General features: G+C 70.3%; 12 protein-coding genes. 10 read left to right on the top strand and 2 right to left on the bottom strand.

What is annotated here, in order from left to right:
• The gene (locus tag RBJ65_RS38400) at positions 1 to 1,758 is read right to left on the bottom strand and encodes a PucR family transcriptional regulator (RefSeq protein ID WP_306323965.1); all 1,758 of its coding nucleotides are present in this window, start codon (positions 1,756 to 1,758) and stop codon (positions 1 to 3) included.
• Between the two features lie 163 nt (positions 1,759 to 1,921).
• Between RBJ65_RS38400 and RBJ65_RS38395 the strand changes: the two genes are divergently transcribed.
• Both RBJ65_RS38395 and RBJ65_RS38390 read left to right on the top strand, forming a co-directional pair.
• On the top strand, positions 1,922 to 3,457 hold the full coding sequence (locus RBJ65_RS38395) for an APC family permease (protein WP_306323966.1): 1,536 nt from the start codon (positions 1,922 to 1,924) through the stop codon (positions 3,455 to 3,457).
• Positions 3,458 to 3,491: 34 nt separating this feature from the next.
• Complete coding sequence (locus tag RBJ65_RS38390; RefSeq protein ID WP_306323967.1) at positions 3,492 to 5,105, top strand: NAD(P)/FAD-dependent oxidoreductase; 1,614 nt, start codon at positions 3,492 to 3,494, stop codon at positions 5,103 to 5,105.
• On the opposite strand, the gene RBJ65_RS38385 is transcribed toward RBJ65_RS38390, so the two are convergent.
• Entirely contained in the window at positions 5,102 to 6,904 is a 1,803-nt protein-coding gene (locus tag RBJ65_RS38385) for a glycoside hydrolase family 15 protein (RefSeq protein WP_306323990.1), read from the bottom strand. The genes RBJ65_RS38390 and RBJ65_RS38385 overlap by 4 nt on opposite strands.
• Before the next feature lie 492 nt (positions 6,905 to 7,396).
• On the opposite strand from RBJ65_RS38385, the gene RBJ65_RS38380 reads away from it, so the two are divergent.
• The 8 genes from RBJ65_RS38380 (at position 7,397) to scpB (ending at position 17,265) form a co-directional block, all read left to right on the top strand.
• Positions 7,397 to 9,073, top strand: a complete 1,677-nt coding sequence (locus RBJ65_RS38380; protein WP_306323968.1) for a CTP synthase — start codon at positions 7,397 to 7,399, stop codon at positions 9,071 to 9,073.
• Positions 9,074 to 9,161: 88 nt separating this feature from the next.
• Positions 9,162 to 9,800: an NUDIX domain-containing protein gene (locus RBJ65_RS38375; protein WP_306323969.1), complete on the top strand. Its 639-nt coding sequence runs from the start codon at positions 9,162 to 9,164 to the stop codon at positions 9,798 to 9,800.
• Positions 9,801 to 10,137: 337 nt separating this feature from the next.
• A complete protein-coding gene (locus RBJ65_RS38370; protein WP_306323991.1) occupies positions 10,138 to 12,120 on the top strand; it encodes a tetratricopeptide repeat protein in 1,983 nt (660 codons plus the stop codon).
• A 146-nt stretch (positions 12,121 to 12,266) separates the two neighbouring features.
• The gene (gene ald / locus RBJ65_RS38365; protein WP_306323970.1) at positions 12,267 to 13,382 is read left to right on the top strand and encodes an alanine dehydrogenase; all 1,116 of its coding nucleotides are present in this window, start codon (positions 12,267 to 12,269) and stop codon (positions 13,380 to 13,382) included.
• A gap of 342 nt (positions 13,383 to 13,724) precedes the next feature.
• Positions 13,725 to 14,906 (top strand): ParA family protein, encoded by a 1,182-nt coding sequence (locus tag RBJ65_RS38360; protein ID WP_306323971.1) that lies wholly within the window; start codon positions 13,725 to 13,727, stop codon positions 14,904 to 14,906.
• Positions 14,891 to 15,514, top strand: coding sequence for a hypothetical protein (locus RBJ65_RS38355; protein WP_306323972.1), 624 nt, complete (start codon positions 14,891 to 14,893; stop codon positions 15,512 to 15,514). The genes RBJ65_RS38360 and RBJ65_RS38355 overlap by 16 nt, the downstream gene beginning before the upstream one ends.
• An 18-nt stretch (positions 15,515 to 15,532) precedes the next feature.
• Positions 15,533 to 16,633, top strand: coding sequence for a ScpA family protein (locus tag RBJ65_RS38350; RefSeq protein ID WP_372341460.1), 1,101 nt, complete (start codon positions 15,533 to 15,535; stop codon positions 16,631 to 16,633).
• Entirely contained in the window at positions 16,630 to 17,265 is a 636-nt protein-coding gene (scpB, locus tag RBJ65_RS38345) for an SMC-Scp complex subunit ScpB (protein ID WP_306323973.1), read from the top strand. The genes RBJ65_RS38350 and scpB overlap by 4 nt, the downstream gene beginning before the upstream one ends.
• The last annotated feature ends 2 nt before the right edge of the window (positions 17,266 to 17,267 follow it).

Genomic DNA, 17,267 nt, shown 5'->3' with positions numbered 1-17,267 from the left:
TCAGGGCGTGGCGGGCGTGTGCCGCCGCGCCCGCAGCGCCAGGCTCAGCGCCAGCACCGTCTGCGGGTCGTCCAGGTCCGTCCCGAGCAACTCCCCTATCCGCGCCAGGCGGTTGTAGAGCGTCTGCCGGTTGAGGTGCAGTTCGCGCGCCGTCTCCGCCTTGCGGCCCGCGTGCGCCAGATACGTCTGGAGCGTCGGCAGCAGCGGCGGCTTCGCGCGCCGGTCGTGGTCCTGGAGCGGTCCGATCGCCCGCTCCACGAACGCCGCCAGAGCTGCTCCGTCGCCGTGGCTGCGCAGCCGCCACAGCAGCAGGTCGATGTCGAGGCGCCGCGCGTCGAACCACGGCCGGTCGTCCAGGCCCTGCGCCGCCGTCGCCGTCTCCGCCGCGTGCCGAAGCCCGGCCGCCGCCGCGGCCCAGCCGCCCGCCCCGCCGACCACCACCACCGGCGGCTGCGCCCCCGCCCGCTGCATCCCGGCCCGCGCGACGCCCGCCCGCAGCGCCGCCGCCACCCGGTCCGCGACCGCCGCCCGCTCCGACTCCGTACGCAGCCCGAGCAGCAGCGGCACCCGCCCCTCCACGGGACGTACGCCGAGCAGCACCGGCACCCCCACCGAGGCCAGCTCCTCGGACACGGCCCGCGCGAGCACCGCCCAGCCGCCGCCCGGCGACAACCCCACGGCCCCCACGGACGCCTCCGGCAGCCGCATCACCACGGGCAGCAGCGGCCCGCTCCCGGCCGGTCTGCCCCCGGCCGCCCCGCTCCCGGCGACCCCGCTCCCGGTCACCCCGCTCCCGGCCGCCCCGCCCCCCGTCGGCTTGAACCCGAGTACACGCGCCTGCGCAGGGGCGTCGTCCGCCGCGATCCGGCCCTCCGCGAGATCGGTCAGGAAGTCGCCGCGCCCGCGCGCGGCCAGCTCCTCCTCCTGGCGGGCCTGCATCAGCACCACGGCGAGCGAACCGGCGGCCCGCTCCGCGGCGATCCGGTGCACGGGCGCGAGCGTCCCCGACACCGGCAACAGCACGAGGCGCGCCCGGACGGAACCGGCGCCAGGACCGCCGCCCGGCACGTCCACCAGCACGGCCCCGCCCGGCGGCTCGTCCTGGTGCGTGCCCCGCATCCCCTCCCACACCTGGAGCGGATCATTGATGTCGCCCTCGGCCCCGGCCGCGTAGAGCAGCTGCCCGTCGGCGGTCTCCAGGAACACCGGGTTCCCGCTGAACTCGGCGAGAATACCCAGGACTTGAGGGACGCCACCGCCGCCGAGCAGGGCGTCCGTGCAGCGCCTGTGCACCTCCTCGGCGCGCCGCAGCAGCGCGTAGTGCCCGTTGACGATCTCGGTGTGGATCTCCTCCGTCACCGTCACGAACGGCACCTCGCGGTGCAGCTGCACCAGCGGCAGGCCCGCCGTCCGCGCCGTCTCCACGAGCGCGGAAGGCAGCCGGGAGAACCGCTGGCCCAGCTCGATGACGAGCGCCGCGATGCCCCGCTCGGCCAGCTTGCGCACGAAGGCGCGCTGCTCGGCGGGGCGGGTCCCGATCCCGTACCCCGTGGTCAGCAGCAGTTCGCCGCCCTTGAGCAGCGACGCGATGTTCGGCACCTCGCCGGCGTGCACCCAGCGCACGGTCCGCAGCAGCCGCTCCCCGCCCGCCACCACCTCGGGCAGCCCACTGCGCAGCCCCGGCAGTTCCAGGGCGCGCCGCACGGTGATGCCACCGGGCGAGGAGAGGGCGGCGAGGTCGGGCGAGGTGCTGTCCATGACACGGACGCTACCTCGCGACAACCCGTCGTGCCCCCACCGGAATTGCACGACCAGGTGTCTGTTGTGGTGCACGTCACGTCACGGCCACACTGTCGTTTCCGCACAAGCACCGCATCTCGATCTTCGGATTTCGTGGCACGCCCCCAAGAGAGGGACGAAAATGTCAGAGCCAGTGCAGCGAGCCCAGCAGCCGGCCCACCAGTCGCCCCAGCAACCGGTGCAGCGCCTGAAGGCGAACTCGGTGGGGCTCGTCGGCGTGGTCTTCATGGCCGTCGCGACGGCCGCCCCGATCACCGCGATGACCGGCAACCTGCCCATCGCCGTCGGCTTCGGCAACGGCACGGGCGCCCCCGCCGGCTACCTCTTCGCGACGCTCGTCCTCACCGTCTTCTCCGTCGGCTACGTCGCCATGGCCAAGCGGATCACGGCGGCCGGCGCCTTCTACGGCTACATCTCGCACGGCCTCGGCCGGATCGCCGGCATGGCCTCCGGGATGCTCGCGGTGCTCGCGTACATCGTGTTCGAGGCGTCGATCGTCGGCGTCTTCTCGTACTTCGCGCAGACCACGGTGCACGACCAGCTCGGCTGGGACGTCCCGTGGATCGGCTACGCGGCCGCCATGCTCGCCGTCACGGCCGTGCTCGCCTTCTTCGACATCAACCTCACCGCGAAGGCGCTCGGCGTGATGCTGATCGCCGAGATCGCGGTGCTCTTCGCGGTGGCGACGGCGGTCCTGATCCACGGCGGCGGCCCCGACGGCATCCCCGTAGAACCGATCAACCCGAAGAACGCCTTCACCGGCACCTCCGCAGGCCTCGGCCTGTTCTTCGCGTTCTGGTCGTGGGTCGGCTTCGAGTCGACGGCGATGTACGGCGAGGAGTCCCGCGACCCCAAGCGCGTCATCCCGCGCGCGACCCTCATCTCGGTCGTCGGCGTCGGCCTCTTCTACATCTACGTCTCGTGGATGACGATCGCCGGCAACGGTCTGAGCGGCTCGGTGAAGGTCTCGTCCGGCTCCACCCCGCTCGACCTCTTCTTCGACCCGGCCCACTCCTTCATCGGCGCGTGGGCCGTCGACGCCTTCCAATGGCTGCTGATCACCGGCTCGTTCGCCTGCGGCATGGCCTTCCACCAGTGTGCGTCGCGCTACCTCTACGCCATCGGCCGCGAGGGCTTCCTGCACCCCGCGCTCGGCCGCACCCACCACAAGCACGGCTCGCCGTACGTCGCGTCGTTCGTGCAGTCGGTGATCGCCGTCGTGCTGGTCGGCGCGTTCTGGGTGACGGGCCAGGACCCGTACATCCACCTCTACACGCTCCTCGCGATCCTCGGCACGATGTCGATCCTCATCGTCCAGACCCTGTGCTCCTTCGCCGTCATCGGCTACTTCCGGCGCAACCACCCGGAGGACCGGCACTGGTTCAGGACCCTCGTCGCCCCGCTGCTCGGCGGCATCGGCATGATCGCGGTCGTCGTCCTCCTGGTCGTCAACATGGACACCGCCGCGGGCACGGCCGCCGACTCCCTGTTCTTCAAGGCGATCCCGTGGGTCGTCGGCCTGGTCTTCTTCGGCGGCCTGGCCCTCGGCCTGTACGTCAGGTCCCGCCACCCGCACCGCTACGAGGTCATCGGCCGCATCGTCCTGGAGGACGCCGCCGAACGCGAGGACCGGCCGGCCCCCGCCCCCTCCGTCTGAACCCGTCACCTCTGTCATCAAGGAGAACGACGTCATGGCTCGTACGAACCTGATGCACGCCCTGAGACGCCTGGCAACGGAACATCGGGCGGCGGCCCAACTCGGAGTCCCTGTAGCGGAGTTCCGCGCCCGGTCCGCCACCACCAGCCGCCGCACCGTCCTGAAGGCCGCGGCCGCCACCGGCCTCGCCGCCACCGCGCTCCCCGCCCCGCAGGCGCGCGCGGCGGCGGCACCCCGTATCGCCGTCGTCGGCGCCGGAATCGCCGGCCTCACCGCCGCCCTCACCCTCCACGACGCGGGCCTCGCCTGCACCCTCTACGAGGCGAACCCCGACCGCGTCGGCGGCCGCATGTACTCGCAAGCCGACCACTGGGCGTACGGCCAGACCTCCGAGATCGGCGGCGAGCTGATCGACACCAGCCACAAGAAGATGCAGGAGCTGGCCCGCCGCTTCAGCCTCCCCCTGGAGGACTTCCTGGGCGGCGGCCCGAACGGCGCCGAGGAGATCCTCTGGTTCAACGGCGCCTACTACCCGCGCGAACAGGCCGACGAGGACTTCAACGCGGTCTACCAGTCACTGCGCCGCGACGTCCAGGACTCCGGCGAGGTCTTCTGGAACCAGACCACGCCCACCGGCACGGCCCTCGACAACATGTCCCTGTACGAGTGGATCGAATCCCGCGTCCCCGGCGGCCACGGCTCCCCGCTCGGCCGCTGGTTCGACGTCGCGTACAACGTCGAGTACGGAGCGGACACCCAGGACCAATCGGCCCTGGCCCTCGTCCTCCTGATGGGCTATCAGACCAATCCCGGCAACTTCAACATCTGGGGCCTGTCCAACGAGCGCTACCACATCACCGGCGGCAACGACCAACTCCCGCACGCCATCGCCGACTTCCTCCCGTCCGGCACCCTCCGCCACGGCATGTCGCTGACCGCGCTCAAGGCCAACACCGACGGCACCCAGACCCTCACCTTCACCGAGATCGGCGGCGCCACCCGCACCGCCACCGCCGACCACACGATCCTCTGCGTACCGCTGCCGGTCCTCCAACGCCTCGACCTCTCCAAGGCGGGCTTCGACACCCGCATGATGAACCTGCTGCGCGACGCCCGCATGGGCTACTGCACCAAACTCAACATGCAGTTCACGAGCCGCCCTTGGCGCGGCACGGGCGCCTGGCCCGGCGTCTCGGCGGGCGACTGCTTCACGGACGCCGACTGGCAGCAGACGTGGGACACGACGAAGGTGCAGCCGGGCACGGGCGGCATCCTCATCCAGTACGGCGGCGGCTCCCTCGCCAAGTCCCTTGCCCCGGCAGGCCCGTTCAGCACCGAGACCGACCCGTACGTCCGCGACCTCGGCGCCCGGTACCTCAGCGGCGTCGACCGCGTCTTCCCCGGCACCAAGGCCGCCTGGACGGGCCGCGCCCAACTCTCCGCCTGGCACAAGAACCCGTACGCCCTGGGCGCCTACTCGTACTGGCCGGTGGGCTATCTCCACCGGTACGCGGGGTACGAGGGCGTCGCCCAGGGCCGGATCCACATCGGCGGCGAACACTGCTCCTACGACTTCCAGGGCTTCATGGAAGGCGGCGCGACCGAAGGGGAACGCGCCGCCAAGGAAGTCATCAACGCCGTGGGCTAACCCCCGTATGCCCCGCTCGCCGTCAGCCGCAGCGCCGTGTCGATCAACGGCACATGGCTGAACGCCTGCGGGAAGTTGCCGACCTGGCGCTGCAGCCGCGGATCCCACTCCTCGGCGAGCAGCCCCAGGTCGTTGCGGAGCGCGAGCAGCTTCTCGAAGAGCTTGCGGGCCTCGTCGACCCGGCCGATCATCGCGAGGTCGTCCGCCATCCAGAACGAGCAGGCCAGGAAGGCCCCTTCGTCTCCCGGCAGGCCGTCGACACCGGCGTCGTCGCCGTCCGTCGGGTACCGCAGGATGAACCCGTCCGGCGTCGAAAGCTCCCGCTGAATGGCCTCGATCGTCCCGATGACCCGCTTGTCGTCGGGCGGCAGGAACCCCATCTGCGGAATGAGCAGCAGCGAGGCGTCCAGCTCCTTGCTGCCGTACGACTGCGTGAAGGTGTTGCGCTCCTTGTCGTACCCCTTCTCGCAGACGTCCCGGTGGATGTCGTCGCGCAGCTCGCGCCACTTCTCCAACGGCCCGTCGGCGTCGCCCGATTCGATGAGCTTGATGGTCCGGTCGACGGCCACCCACGCCATCACCTTCGAGTGCACGAAGTGCCGGCGCGGCCCGCGCACCTCCCAGATGCCCTCGTCGGGCTCGTCCCAGTGCCCTTCGAGGTACCGGATGAGCTTGAGCTGGAGCAGCGACGCGTAGTCGTTCCTCGCGAGCCCCGTCATGTGCGCGAGGTGCAGCGCCTCGGTGACCTCGCCGTACACGTCGAGCTGGAGCTGGTGCGCGGCGCCGTTCCCGACCCGTACCGGGCCCGAGTTCTCGTACCCGGGCAGCCAGTCCAGCTCCGCCTCGCCGAGCTCCCGCTCGCCCGCGATGCCGTACATGATCTGCAGGTTCTCCGGGTCCCCGGCCACGGCCCGCAGCAGCCACTCCCGCCAGGCCCGCGCCTCCTCCCGGTACCCGGTGCGCAGCAGCGAGGACAGGGTGATCGCGGCGTCCCGCAGCCACGTGTACCGGTAGTCCCAGTTCCGTACGCCGCCGATCTCCTCGGGCAGCGAGGTCGTCGGCGCGGCGACGATGCCACCGGTCGGCGCGTACGTCAGCGCTTTCAGTGTGATCAGCGAGCGCACGACGGCCTCGCGGTACGGCCCGTGGTACGTGCAGTGCTCGACCCACTCCCGCCAGAACTGCTCGGTCGCGGTGAGCGCGCACTCCGGGTCGGGCAGCGGCGGCTGCTCCTTGTGCGAGGGCTGCCACTGGATCGTGAAGGCCACCCGGTCCCCGGGCGCCACGGTGAAGTCCGAGTACGTCGTCAGGTTCTTGCCGTACGTCTCCGCCGACGTGTCCAGCCATACGGAGTCGGGCCCCGCCACGGCGACCGTACGGCCGTCCACCTTGTGCACCCACGGAGTGATCCGCCCGTACGAGAAGCGCATCCGCAGCGCCGAGCGCATCGGCACCCGTCCGCTCACGCCCTCGACGATCCGGGTCAGTTGGGGAGCGCCGTCGCGCGGCGGCATGAAGTCGGTGACCCGCACGGTGCCGCGCGGGGTGTCCCACTCGGACTCCAGGACCAGTGAATCGCCGCGGTACTCGCGCCGCGCCGCCGTTGGTGGCTCGGCGTCGGCGGCGTGCGCGGGGCCGAGGCGCCAGAAGCCGTGATCCTCGGTGCCGAGCAGCCCGGCGAAAATGGCGTGCGAGTCGAAGCGGGGCAGGCACAGCCAGTCCACTGTGCCGTCCCGGCAGACCAGGGCGGCGGTCTGCATGTCTCCGATGAGTGCGTAATCCTCGATGCGCCCGGCCACGTGCATCTCCAGTCGAACGGCCACGGTTGTGAAGACGGCGGATCCTGCTGTCCGTTGATACGCCGTCCGGATACGTCGTTGTCAAACGAACTGACGAGCCGGTTGTTCCGGGTGGGGAGTGCGGCGATCGGACGTGGTGCTCCGAAGGAACGGTGGGGAACGGGCGGGGGTGTTGCCGTCGTGACGCCGTTTTCCGTTGTGACTCGCCAGCCGAGTGTCCGAGCAGGATACGACGCGCTCAAGTGATCCGCGTGCCGCTCACTCCAACACGTCTGGGCCGTACGGGTGAGCGCGGACCGTTCGTCGCGATGGGTTGCTGACCCGTGCGCGGAGCGTGGCCGGAAGCAGCCTCGTCTCGTCGCTGATACCCTGGTAGCCCGTGAGCCGGTGGTCATCGAACCCCCGAACCGCAGCGACGGCGCCTCCCGAAAAAACGGCAGAGCGCGTCGGCACGCACCCCACGACCGCGACCACGGGAGCCCCCTCTTGGCCATGCAGCCGAAATCTTCGACGACCAAGCACATCTTCGTCACTGGGGGTGTCGCCTCCTCGCTCGGCAAGGGCCTGACCGCCTCCAGCCTCGGCATGCTGCTCAAGGCCCGTGGCCTCCGTGTCGTCATGCAGAAGCTCGACCCCTACCTGAACGTCGACCCCGGCACGATGAACCCCTTCCAGCACGGCGAGGTGTTCGTCACCAACGACGGCGCCGAGACCGACCTGGACATCGGCCACTACGAGCGCTTCCTCGACATCGACTTCGACGGCTCGGCCAACGTGACCACCGGCCAGGTGTACTCGCAGGTCATCGCCAAGGAGCGGCGCGGCGAGTACCTGGGCGACACCGTCCAGGTCATCCCGCACATCACGAACGAGATCAAGCACCGCATCCGCCGCATGGCGACGGACGAGGTCGACGTCGTGATCACCGAGGTCGGCGGCACCGTCGGCGACATTGAGTCGCTGCCGTTCCTGGAGACGGTCCGGCAGGTCCGTCACGAGGTCGGCCGTGACAACGTGCTGGTCGTCCACATCTCGCTCCTTCCCTACATCGGCCCGTCCGGTGAGCTGAAGACGAAGCCGACCCAGCACTCGGTTGCGGCGCTGCGCAATATCGGTATCCAGCCGGACGCCATCGTGCTGCGCTGCGACCGCGAGGTGCCGACCGCGATCAAGCGCAAGATCAGCCTCATGTGCGACGTCGACGAGGCCGCGGTCGTCGCCTGCCCCGACGCCCCCTCGATCTACGACATCCCGAAGGTCGTGCACTCCGAGGGCCTGGACGCGTACGCCGTCCGCAAGCTGGACCTGCCGTTCCGTGACGTGGACTGGACGCAGTGGGACGACCTGCTCGGCCGCGTCCACAAGCCGGACCACGAGATCGTCATGGCGCTGGTCGGCAAGTACATCGACCTGCCGGACGCCTACCTGTCGGTGACCGAGGCGCTGCGCGCCGGCGGCTTCGCCAACCGGGCCAAGGTCAAGATCAAGTGGGTCACGTCGGACGACTGCAAGACGCCTGCCGGAGCCAAGAAGACGCTCGGCGACGTCGACGCGATCTGCATCCCCGGCGGCTTCGGCGACCGCGGCGTGTCCGGCAAGGTCGGCGCGATCCAGTACGCCCGCGAGAACAAGATCCCGCTGCTCGGCCTCTGCCTCGGCCTGCAGTGCACGGTCATCGAGGCGGCCAGGAACCTGGCCGACATCCCGGACGCCAACTCCACGGAGTTCGACGCCGCGACCGCCCACCCGGTCATCTCCACCATGGCCGAGCAGCTCGACATCGTCGCCGGTGAGGGCGACATGGGCGGAACGATGCGGCTGGGCATGTACCCGGCGAAGCTCGCCGAGGGCTCCATCGTGCGCGAGGTGTACGGCGACAAGGAGTACGTCGAGGAGCGCCACCGGCACCGCTACGAGGTGAACAACGCGTACCGCGCCGAGCTGGAGAAGAAGGCCGGCCTGCAGTTCTCCGGCCTCTCCCCGGACGGCAAGCTCGTCGAGTACGTCGAGTACCCGCGCGAGGTCCACCCGTACCTGGTCGCCACCCAGGCGCACCCCGAGCTGCGCTCGCGCCCGACGCGTCCGCACCCGCTGTTCGCCGGACTGGTGAAGGCGGCCGTGGAGCGCAAGGTGAAGGGTGCGCAGGCTGGGGCCAAGAAGGCCAAGTAAGGCTTGTAACACAAGCGATGTACGGTTACCGGGGTGCATGCCTTTTGTGGGCATGCACCCCGGTTTCTTACGTAGGAGGGCTTTCGGTATGACGGCCAAGACGCCGCTCGTGGACACGGCCGAGGAGTGGGAGGTCCGCGGGACCGCGACCCCCTTCGTCGGGAACAAGACCTCGGTACGTACGGACGACGTCGTCATGCCGGACGGATCCGTTGCCCGGCGCGACTACCAGGTGCACCCCGGCTCGGTGGCGGTTGTCGCGCTCGACGACCAGGACCGGGTGCTGCTGCTCAAGCAGTACCGGCACCCCGTGCGCGAGAAGCTCTGGGAGATCCCGGCGGGCCTGCTCGACATCCCCGGCGAGAACCCGCTGCACGCCGCGCAGCGCGAGCTGTACGAAGAGGTGCACGTCAAGGCGGAGGACTGGCGGGTCCTTACCGACGTCTACACGACGCCGGGCGGCTGCTCCGAGGCCGTACGCATCTTCCTCGCGCGGGACCTCTCCGAGGCGGACGGTGAGCGGTTCGAGGTGGAGGAGGAAGAGGCGGACATGGAGTTCGCGCGGGTGCCTCTGCCGGAGCTGGTCCGGGGTGTGCTCGCGGGCGAGCTGCACAACAACTGCCTTGTCGTCGGTGCGCTTTCGCTGGCCGCGGTGCTTGCGGGTGACGGTCTTGACGCGCTCCGTCCGGCCCAGGCGGAGTGGCCGGCGCGCCCCTTCGAGGCGTAGCGCCGCGACGCCGTTACGGTCTCGGGGCTCTGCCCCGGACCCCGCTCCTCAATCGCCGGAGGGGCTTGATGTGGTCACACGATCCGCTGATCCGATCAGGCGATCCACGCGCGCCGCCCGCCAGGGCCACCCACACCCCCTCAACTAGGCTCGGGAACGCCCCCTGCCGACCCCCGGAGGGGATGGGTGAGACGGAGCGTGGCCCGTGACGGATCAGGCGGTCGAGTCGGACGACGTGACGGAGGTCGAGTCGGCCCCCGGACGGTCCCGCAAGCGGCGTCGCACCCGTCGGGGGCAAGAGGTGGCGGAGCGTCAGTTCCTGGGGCGCAAGCGGGAGTTGTCGCAGCTCCGGGCCGACATCGAGCGGGCCGGACTCGACACGCTCTCCGGGCGGAAGGCGCCACGTGCGCGGGTGCTCCTCATCGCGGGGCGCCCGGGCACGGGGCGTACCGCCCTCGCCGAGGAACTGGTGCGCAAGGTCGCCGACCAGTACCCCGACGGCACCCTGCGAACCCGGCTCACCGCCCCCGACGGCACCCCGATCCCCGCCGACCGGGTCCTGCGTGACCTGCTGACGGCGCTCGACCTCCCCGCACCCCCCGGCGAAAACGCCGACGACCTCGCCGAACGCCTCCGCGAAGGCCTCGCCGTGCGCCGCGTCGTGCTGCTGCTCGACGACGCGGGCAGCGCCGAGCAGGTCGACCCGCTGCTGCCGGACACCCCGGACTGCCTCGCCGTGGCTGTCGCCGAGGGGCCGCTCACCGGCATCCCGGATGTCCGGCCCTGCACGCTCGGCGGGCTCGACACCAAGGCCGCGCTCGAACTCCTCACCCGGCACACCGGCTCCGTCCGTGTCACCTGCGACCCGCGCTCGGCGGAATCGCTCGTGGAACTGTGCGGCGCCGAACCCGCCGCCCTGAACATCGCGGGCGGCTGGCTCGCCGCGCGCCCCAAGGAGTCCGTCGCCGATCTGGCGAAGCAGCTGCACGCCCTGGAGCCGGACGGCTCCGCCCTCGCGCGCGTGTTCCGGTTCGCGTACGAAGCGCTGCCCGGGCCCGCCGCCCGGATACTGCGCTATCTGTGCCTCGCCCCCGAGGGCTACGTCGATCCGCACACCGCATCCGCCCTCGCCGGCTGCTCCGTCGCCGCGGCCCACAGCACCCTCGACGCCTTCGTCACGCTCGGCCTGGTCCGGCCCGTGGACTCCGAGTTGCCGCAGTACGAGGTGCCGGGGTGCCTCGCGCCGTTCCTGCGCGGCCTCACCGAGACCCTCGACCGGCCCGCCGAAGTGCAGTTGGCCCGCGCCCGGATGCTGGAGCGGACCGTGCGGCTGCTCACCTCGTGCCGCGCCGTCACCGAACCCGAGGGCTCCGCGGCCCGCAAGAAGCTCGCGGGGCTGCCGACGGCGCTGCGCTTCGCCGACCGGGAGACGGCCGCCGAATGGCTGCGCGTACGGCAGCCCGCACTGCTCGCCGCGGCCCGACTGGCCGTCGCCGACGGCGAGTTGGACACCCTCGCACGCCGCCTGATGGCCGCTCTCGTACGCGCGGTGGTGGCGCACAAGGGGACCGAGGAGGCCGCCCCCGAGCTGTACGGGCTGCACCGGCTCGTGCTCGACGTCGCCGAGCGCCGCGACCTCCCGAGGGAGAAGGCCGCCGCCCTGCTCAACCTGGCCGACCTCGACGCCAGGACGGGACGTACCCAGGAGGCGCTCACCCGCTACCGGGCCGCGCTCGACGCGGGGCGCGAGGCCCGGGACCCGTACGCGACCGGCCGTGCGATGGAATCCGTAGGCGGCGCCCATCAGGAGCTGGGGGACTGGCAGCGGGCCGCCGACTGGTACGGCCGGGCCCTCGCCCAGCGGCTCACGCGCGGCGAGCGGGCCGACGCCGCGCGCCTGCACGGACGTATCGCGGGAGTCCAGACATACGCGGGGAGATACGGGGAGGCGCTGCGCAGCTGGCGATCGGCCGTCGCCGGGTACCGCAAGGAGGGCGATGTGCCCGCGCAGGCACGGGCGTTGAGCGAGCTGGCCCGGGTGCTCGAATACGCGGGCCGCCCCGAGGAGTCGCTGCACACCTGCCGGGAGGCGGTCGAGTGGGCGCGCCAGGCCCACGACGTACGGCTGCAGGCGGCGCTCCAGCTGCGGCTCGCCGACACCCTCGACCGGCTCGGCGACCCGGCCTCGGCCAAGCTGCACCGGGGTGCCGCCGAGCGCATGCTGGGAGAGGAGCTGGCGGCTCCGGAAGGAGCGGAAGCAAAACCTTCGGAACAGGAACCTAACGCCTGCGAAATCCGCAGCACATCCGCAGAAGATTGATGCATCGGAAGGCTAGACAGCTCAAAAACCTTCATTAGACTGGCTCTGCCGCGGTGATCCGTGGCGTCTCCCGGTGCGTCCCGTGATGTACCGGTTCGTAGTGCATTGCCCGTTTTAACCCCCTGAGCCAAGGACCGTGATCGACGATGAAGGTCGGCATCCCCCGCGAGGTCAAGAACAACGAGTTCCGGGTGGCCATCACCCCTGCCGGTGTCCACGAGCTGGTCCGTCACGGCCACCAGGTCTTCGTCGAGCAGAACGCCGGCGTGGGCTCCTCGATCACGGACGACGAGTACGTCTCGGCGGGCGCGCAGATCCTCGGCACAGCCGACGAGGTCTGGGCCACGGCCGACCTGCTGCTGAAGGTCAAGGAGCCGATCGCGGAGGAGTACCACCGCCTCCGCAAGGACCAGACCCTCTTCACGTACCTGCACCTGGCCGCGTCCAAGGAGTGCACGGACGCGCTCCTGGAGTCGGGCACGACCGCGATCGCGTACGAGACGGTCGAGACCGCGAACCGCCAGCTGCCGCTGCTCGCCCCGATGTCCGAGGTCGCGGGCCGCCTCGCCCCGCAGGTCGGCGCCTACCACCTGCTGGCCGCCAACGGTGGCCGCGGTGTGCTGCCGGGCGGTGTCCCGGGCGTGCACGCGGGCAAGGCCGTCGTCATCGGCGGCGGCGTCTCCGGCTGGAACGCCGCGACGATCGCCATCGGCATGGGCTTCCACGTGACCCTGCTCGACAAGGACATCAACAAGCTCAAGGAAGCGGACAAGGTCTTCGGTACGAAGATCCAGACCGTCGTCTCCAACGCCTTCGAGCTGGAGAAGGCCTGCCTCGACGCCGACCTCGTCATCGGCGCCGTCCTCATCCCGGGCGCCAAGGCCCCGAAGCTCGTCACCAACGAGCTCGTATCGCGCATGAAGCCGGGAAGTGTCCTTGTCGACATCGCGATCGACCAGGGCGGCTGCTTCGAGGACTCGCACGCGACCACGCACGCCGAGCCGACCTTCAAGGTGCACAACTCGGTCTTCTACTGCGTCGCCAACATGCCCGGCGCGGTGCCCAACACCTCGACGTACGCGCTGACCAACGCCACGCTCCCGTACATCGTCGAGCTGGCGAACCGCGGCTGGGCCGAGGCCCTGCGCCGCGACGACGCTCTCGCCCTGGGCCTCAACACCCATGACGGCAAGGTCGTTTACAAGGAGGTCGCCGAGGCGCACGGCCTCGAGCACCTCGACCTGGAGAGCCTCCTCGGCTGACCTGTCTCCAAGGCGACGTCAACAAAAGTCGTCAATCTCACGCCTACGGCCGGACCTTGATAGGGGTCCGGCCGTACGTGTAGGGGAACGGTACGGGTCCGGACATGGTCAACTCGCCTTGAACGTAACCCTTTAACCGATTCGCGCACCGACGAAATGCACCGAAGAGCCGTCGTACGCCCTTGACATGAGGGTGTTTCGTTACCGACACATCGTGCCGGGTCCGGCGGATTGTGTTGCTGCGGAGCGGTGACACGCCATAGAGTCGCCAACCGTCGGCATGGTGCCACGCTGACCTATCGATAAATGTTCCTGGTCATATCCAAGGAGGTAAGACGACTTGTGAATGAGTCGACATTTACTCCCGGAGGTGGCCAGCCAGGCGGACAGGTTCCCGCGGGGCTTCAGGCTGTCGGCTCCGTCGCTGTGCGTACCTTCGCTGCCCAGCAGCAGAGCAGTTATCAGGGCATCCCCCAGCAGACGCCGACGCAGACAGCACACCAGAGCATGGATGGCCATCACGTGAACGCCATGGCCGGCGACCGAAGTGGCGACGCAAACAGCCGCTTCGCCGACTACGACGAACTGCCCGAGGGGCACTTCTACGACCCCGACGCCGAATACGAGCCCGACCCCGAGTACGCGGCCACGCTCGCACCCGACGCTGCCCGCCAGCGCCGCGAGCGCGTCGGCCCCACCGGACGTCCCTTGCCGTACTTCCCGATTCCAGGACCGCTGACCGACCACGGGCCGGCGAAGATCATCGCGATGTGCAACCAGAAGGGCGGCGTCGGCAAGACCACGTCGACCATCAACCTGGGTGCCGCGCTCGCCGAGTACGGACGCCGCGTCCTGCTCGTCGACTTCGACCCGCAGGGCGCGCTCTCCGTGGGCCTGGGTGTGAACCCGATGGAGCTCGACCTCACGGTCTACAACCTGCTCATGGAGCGGGGCATGGCCGCCGACGAGGTGCTGCTGAAGACCGCGGTTCCGAACATGGACCTGCTGCCAAGCAACATCGACCTGTCCGCTGCCGAGGTGCAGTTGGTCAGCGAGGTCGCGCGCGAGTCCACGCTGCAGCGGGCGCTCAAGCCGCTGATGGCCGACTACGACTACATCGTGATCGACTGTCAGCCGTCCTTGGGGCTGTTGACGGTGAACGCGCTCACCGCCGCTCACAAGGTCATCGTCCCGCTGGAGTGCGAGTTCTTCGCGCTGCGCGGTGTGGCGCTGCTGACCGAGACGATCGAGAAGGTCCAGGAGCGGCTCAACCCCGACCTGGAGCTCGACGGGATCCTCGCCACGATGTACGACTCGCGGACCGTGCACAGCCGTGAGGTGCTCGCGCGGGTGGTCGAGGCGTTCGACAACAACGTCTACCACACGGTGATCGGCCGGACCGTGCGCTTCCCGGAGACCACGGTCGCCGGTGAACCGATCACCACGTACGCGTCCAACTCCGTCGGTGCCGCCGCCTATCGCCAGCTCGCCAGGGAGGTGCTCGCCCGGTGTCACGCCGAGTGAGTCTGCCGGGGGCCGACGAACTGTTCCGTACGACCGGGGGCATGGGACTGCAGGCGTCTTCGCCGAGACGTTCGGCGAACGGGGAGGCCGCGAGGGTTCCGGGGCCCGCCGGGGAGAGTGACGAGGCGGCGGCAGCGTCGTCGGGCGGTGGGCAGGACGGTGACGGGGAGTCGGCTCCCGCGTCCTCCGGTTCCGGTGAACACTCCGCCGCGGAGGCCGAGTCGGAGGCCGGATCGCGGAGTCGGGCCGCCGCGGAGGCCGCGGACAAGACCGTACGGAGGGCCTCCGGCGGGGCGCAGGAAGGTTCCGGTGGGCGAGGGGCCGGTGGCGGTGCCGGTTCCGGTGGGCAGGCGCGGAAGAGGTCGTCCTCGTCGCGTGCGGCGAACCGGCGGCCCAGTGGGCGTGAGCGGCACGACGAGAAGATCACGGTGTACGTGTCCGCCGAGGAGCTGATGGACCTCGAGCACGCGCGGCTCGTGCTGCGCGGTGAGCACGGGCTCGCGGTCGACCGCGGGCGGATCGTGCGTGAGGCGGTCGCCGTGGTCCTGGCCGACCTGGAGTCGCGGGGTGACGCGAGCATTCTTGTACGTCGGCTGCGTGGGCGGTAGCGGTAGCCTCCGGCAGTGATGCCCGATAACGAACCTGCCGCGTCTTCGCTTTCGCCGTTGCCTTCGCCCGACCGGGGTGCGACTCGGCGTGCGCTGGGGCGGGGTGCGCTTGCCGCGCCGGAGTCGGCGTCGTCCGACCCTGCGGCCGGAACCGGGGGCCGCCTTGCCCACCCTGCCTTCCCCAAGCTCTCCGACAAGCTCCGAGCAGGGGAGACCCCACTAGGCGGCAGATTGCCCAAGGCGGGGCTGGCGGAGCCGGAGGGCGAGGCGGGGGAGGCCGAGGTTGGTGATGGGAAGTTCAAGGTTCGGCTGGACAATTTTGAGGGGCCGTTCGACCTTCTGTTGCAGCTGATCTCGAAGCATAAGCTCGATGTCACCGAGGTCGCGCTGTCCAAGGTCACCGATGAGTTCATGGCGCACATCCGGGCCATGGGCAGTGACTGGGACCTGGATCAGACGACGGAGTTCCTCGTCGTCGCCGCTACGTTGCTCGATCTGAAGGCCGCCCGGCTGCTGCCCGCCGCAGAGGTGGAGGACGAGGCCGATCTGGCCCTCCTCGAAGCGCGGGACCTGTTGTTCGCGCGGCTGCTGCAGTACCGCGCGTACAAGGAGATCGCCGACATCTTCAGCGGGCGGATGGACGACGAGGCGCGGAGGTATCCGCGGACCGTGGGGCTCGAACCGCACCACGCCGAGCTGCTGCCCGACGTCGTCATCAACATCGGCGCCGAGGGGTTCGCGAAGCTCGCCGTGAAGGCGATGCAGCCCAAGCCGAAGCCGCAGGTGTACATCGAGCACATCCACGCGCCGCTGGTGAGCGTGCAGGAGCAGGCGCAGTACGTCGTGGCGCGGCTCAAGGAGGTCGGGGAGGCGCCGTTTCGGGAGCTGGTCGCCGATACCGACGACACGCTCACCGTCGTCGCCCGGTTCCTCGCGCTGCTGGAGCTGTACCGGGAGAAGGCCGTCGGGCTCGAGCAGGAGACTCCGCTGGGCGAGCTGCTCGTGCGGTGGACCGGTGGGGACGGGGACGACGAGCCCGTGGTCACGGACGAGTTCGACCGGGCGCCCGAGGTGCCCGATGGGCCCGAGGGGCCGGAGCAGAAGGAGGCTGTCGCGTGAGTGTGCAGGACGATCCCGGTGGGGTGGCGGAACTGGAGCTCAAGCCCGCCCTGGAAGCCGTACTCATGGTCGTGGACGAGCCTGCCACCGAGGAGCACCTCGCGAAGATCCTGCGGCGGCCACGGCGGGCCGTGAGCGATGCGCTGCGCGAGCTCGTCGACGAGTACCGCGTGCAGGGGCGGGGCTTCGAGCTGCGGCTCGTCGCCGGCGGGTGGCGGTTCTACACCCGGCCCGAGTACGCGGCCGCCGTCGAGGGCTTCGTGCTCGACGGGCAGGTGGCGAGGCTCACCCAGGCGGCCCTGGAGACGCTCGCCGTCGTCGCGTACCGGCAGCCGGTCAGCCGTTCCCGGGTCTCCGCCGTGCGCGGAGTGAACTGTGACGGGGTCATGAGGACCCTGTTGCAGCGGGGGCTGGTGGAGGAGGCGGGCGCGGAACCCGAAACAGGTGCGATCCTGTACAGGACGACGAACTACTTCCTGGAGCGGATGGGCCTGCGCGGCCTGGACGAGCTGCCGGAACTCGCGCCCTTCCTCCCCGAGGCGGACGCGATCGAGGGCGATACGCAGGAAGGGGTCCCGTCGTTCGACCCGGACGCACCCGATGCGCCGGGTGTCGAGGCAGTACACGACTAACG

Source organism: Streptomyces sp. KL109B (assembly GCF_030766935.1).
Lineage (GTDB): Bacteria > Actinomycetota > Actinomycetes > Streptomycetales > Streptomycetaceae > Streptomyces.
Note: the sequence above shows the minus strand (reverse complement) of the source record. Positions and strands in the feature narration are given on the sequence as shown.

Bases quoted from the DNA above. Each gene is read 5' to 3' on its own strand.
- RBJ65_RS38400 (WP_306323965.1), bottom strand. From the start codon at position 1,758: ATGGACAGCACCTCGCCCGACCTCGCCGCCCTCTCCTCGCCCGGTGGC.
- RBJ65_RS38395 (WP_306323966.1), top strand. From the start codon at position 1,922: ATGTCAGAGCCAGTGCAGCGAGCCCAGCAGCCGGCCCACCAGTCGCCC.
- RBJ65_RS38390 (WP_306323967.1), top strand. From the start codon at position 3,492: ATGGCTCGTACGAACCTGATGCACGCCCTGAGACGCCTGGCAACGGAA.
- RBJ65_RS38380 (WP_306323968.1), top strand. From the start codon at position 7,397: ATGCAGCCGAAATCTTCGACGACCAAGCACATCTTCGTCACTGGGGGT.
- RBJ65_RS38375 (WP_306323969.1), top strand. From the start codon at position 9,162: ATGACGGCCAAGACGCCGCTCGTGGACACGGCCGAGGAGTGGGAGGTC.
- ald (WP_306323970.1), top strand. From the start codon at position 12,267: ATGAAGGTCGGCATCCCCCGCGAGGTCAAGAACAACGAGTTCCGGGTG.
- RBJ65_RS38350 (WP_372341460.1), top strand. From the start codon at position 15,533: ATGCCCGATAACGAACCTGCCGCGTCTTCGCTTTCGCCGTTGCCTTCG.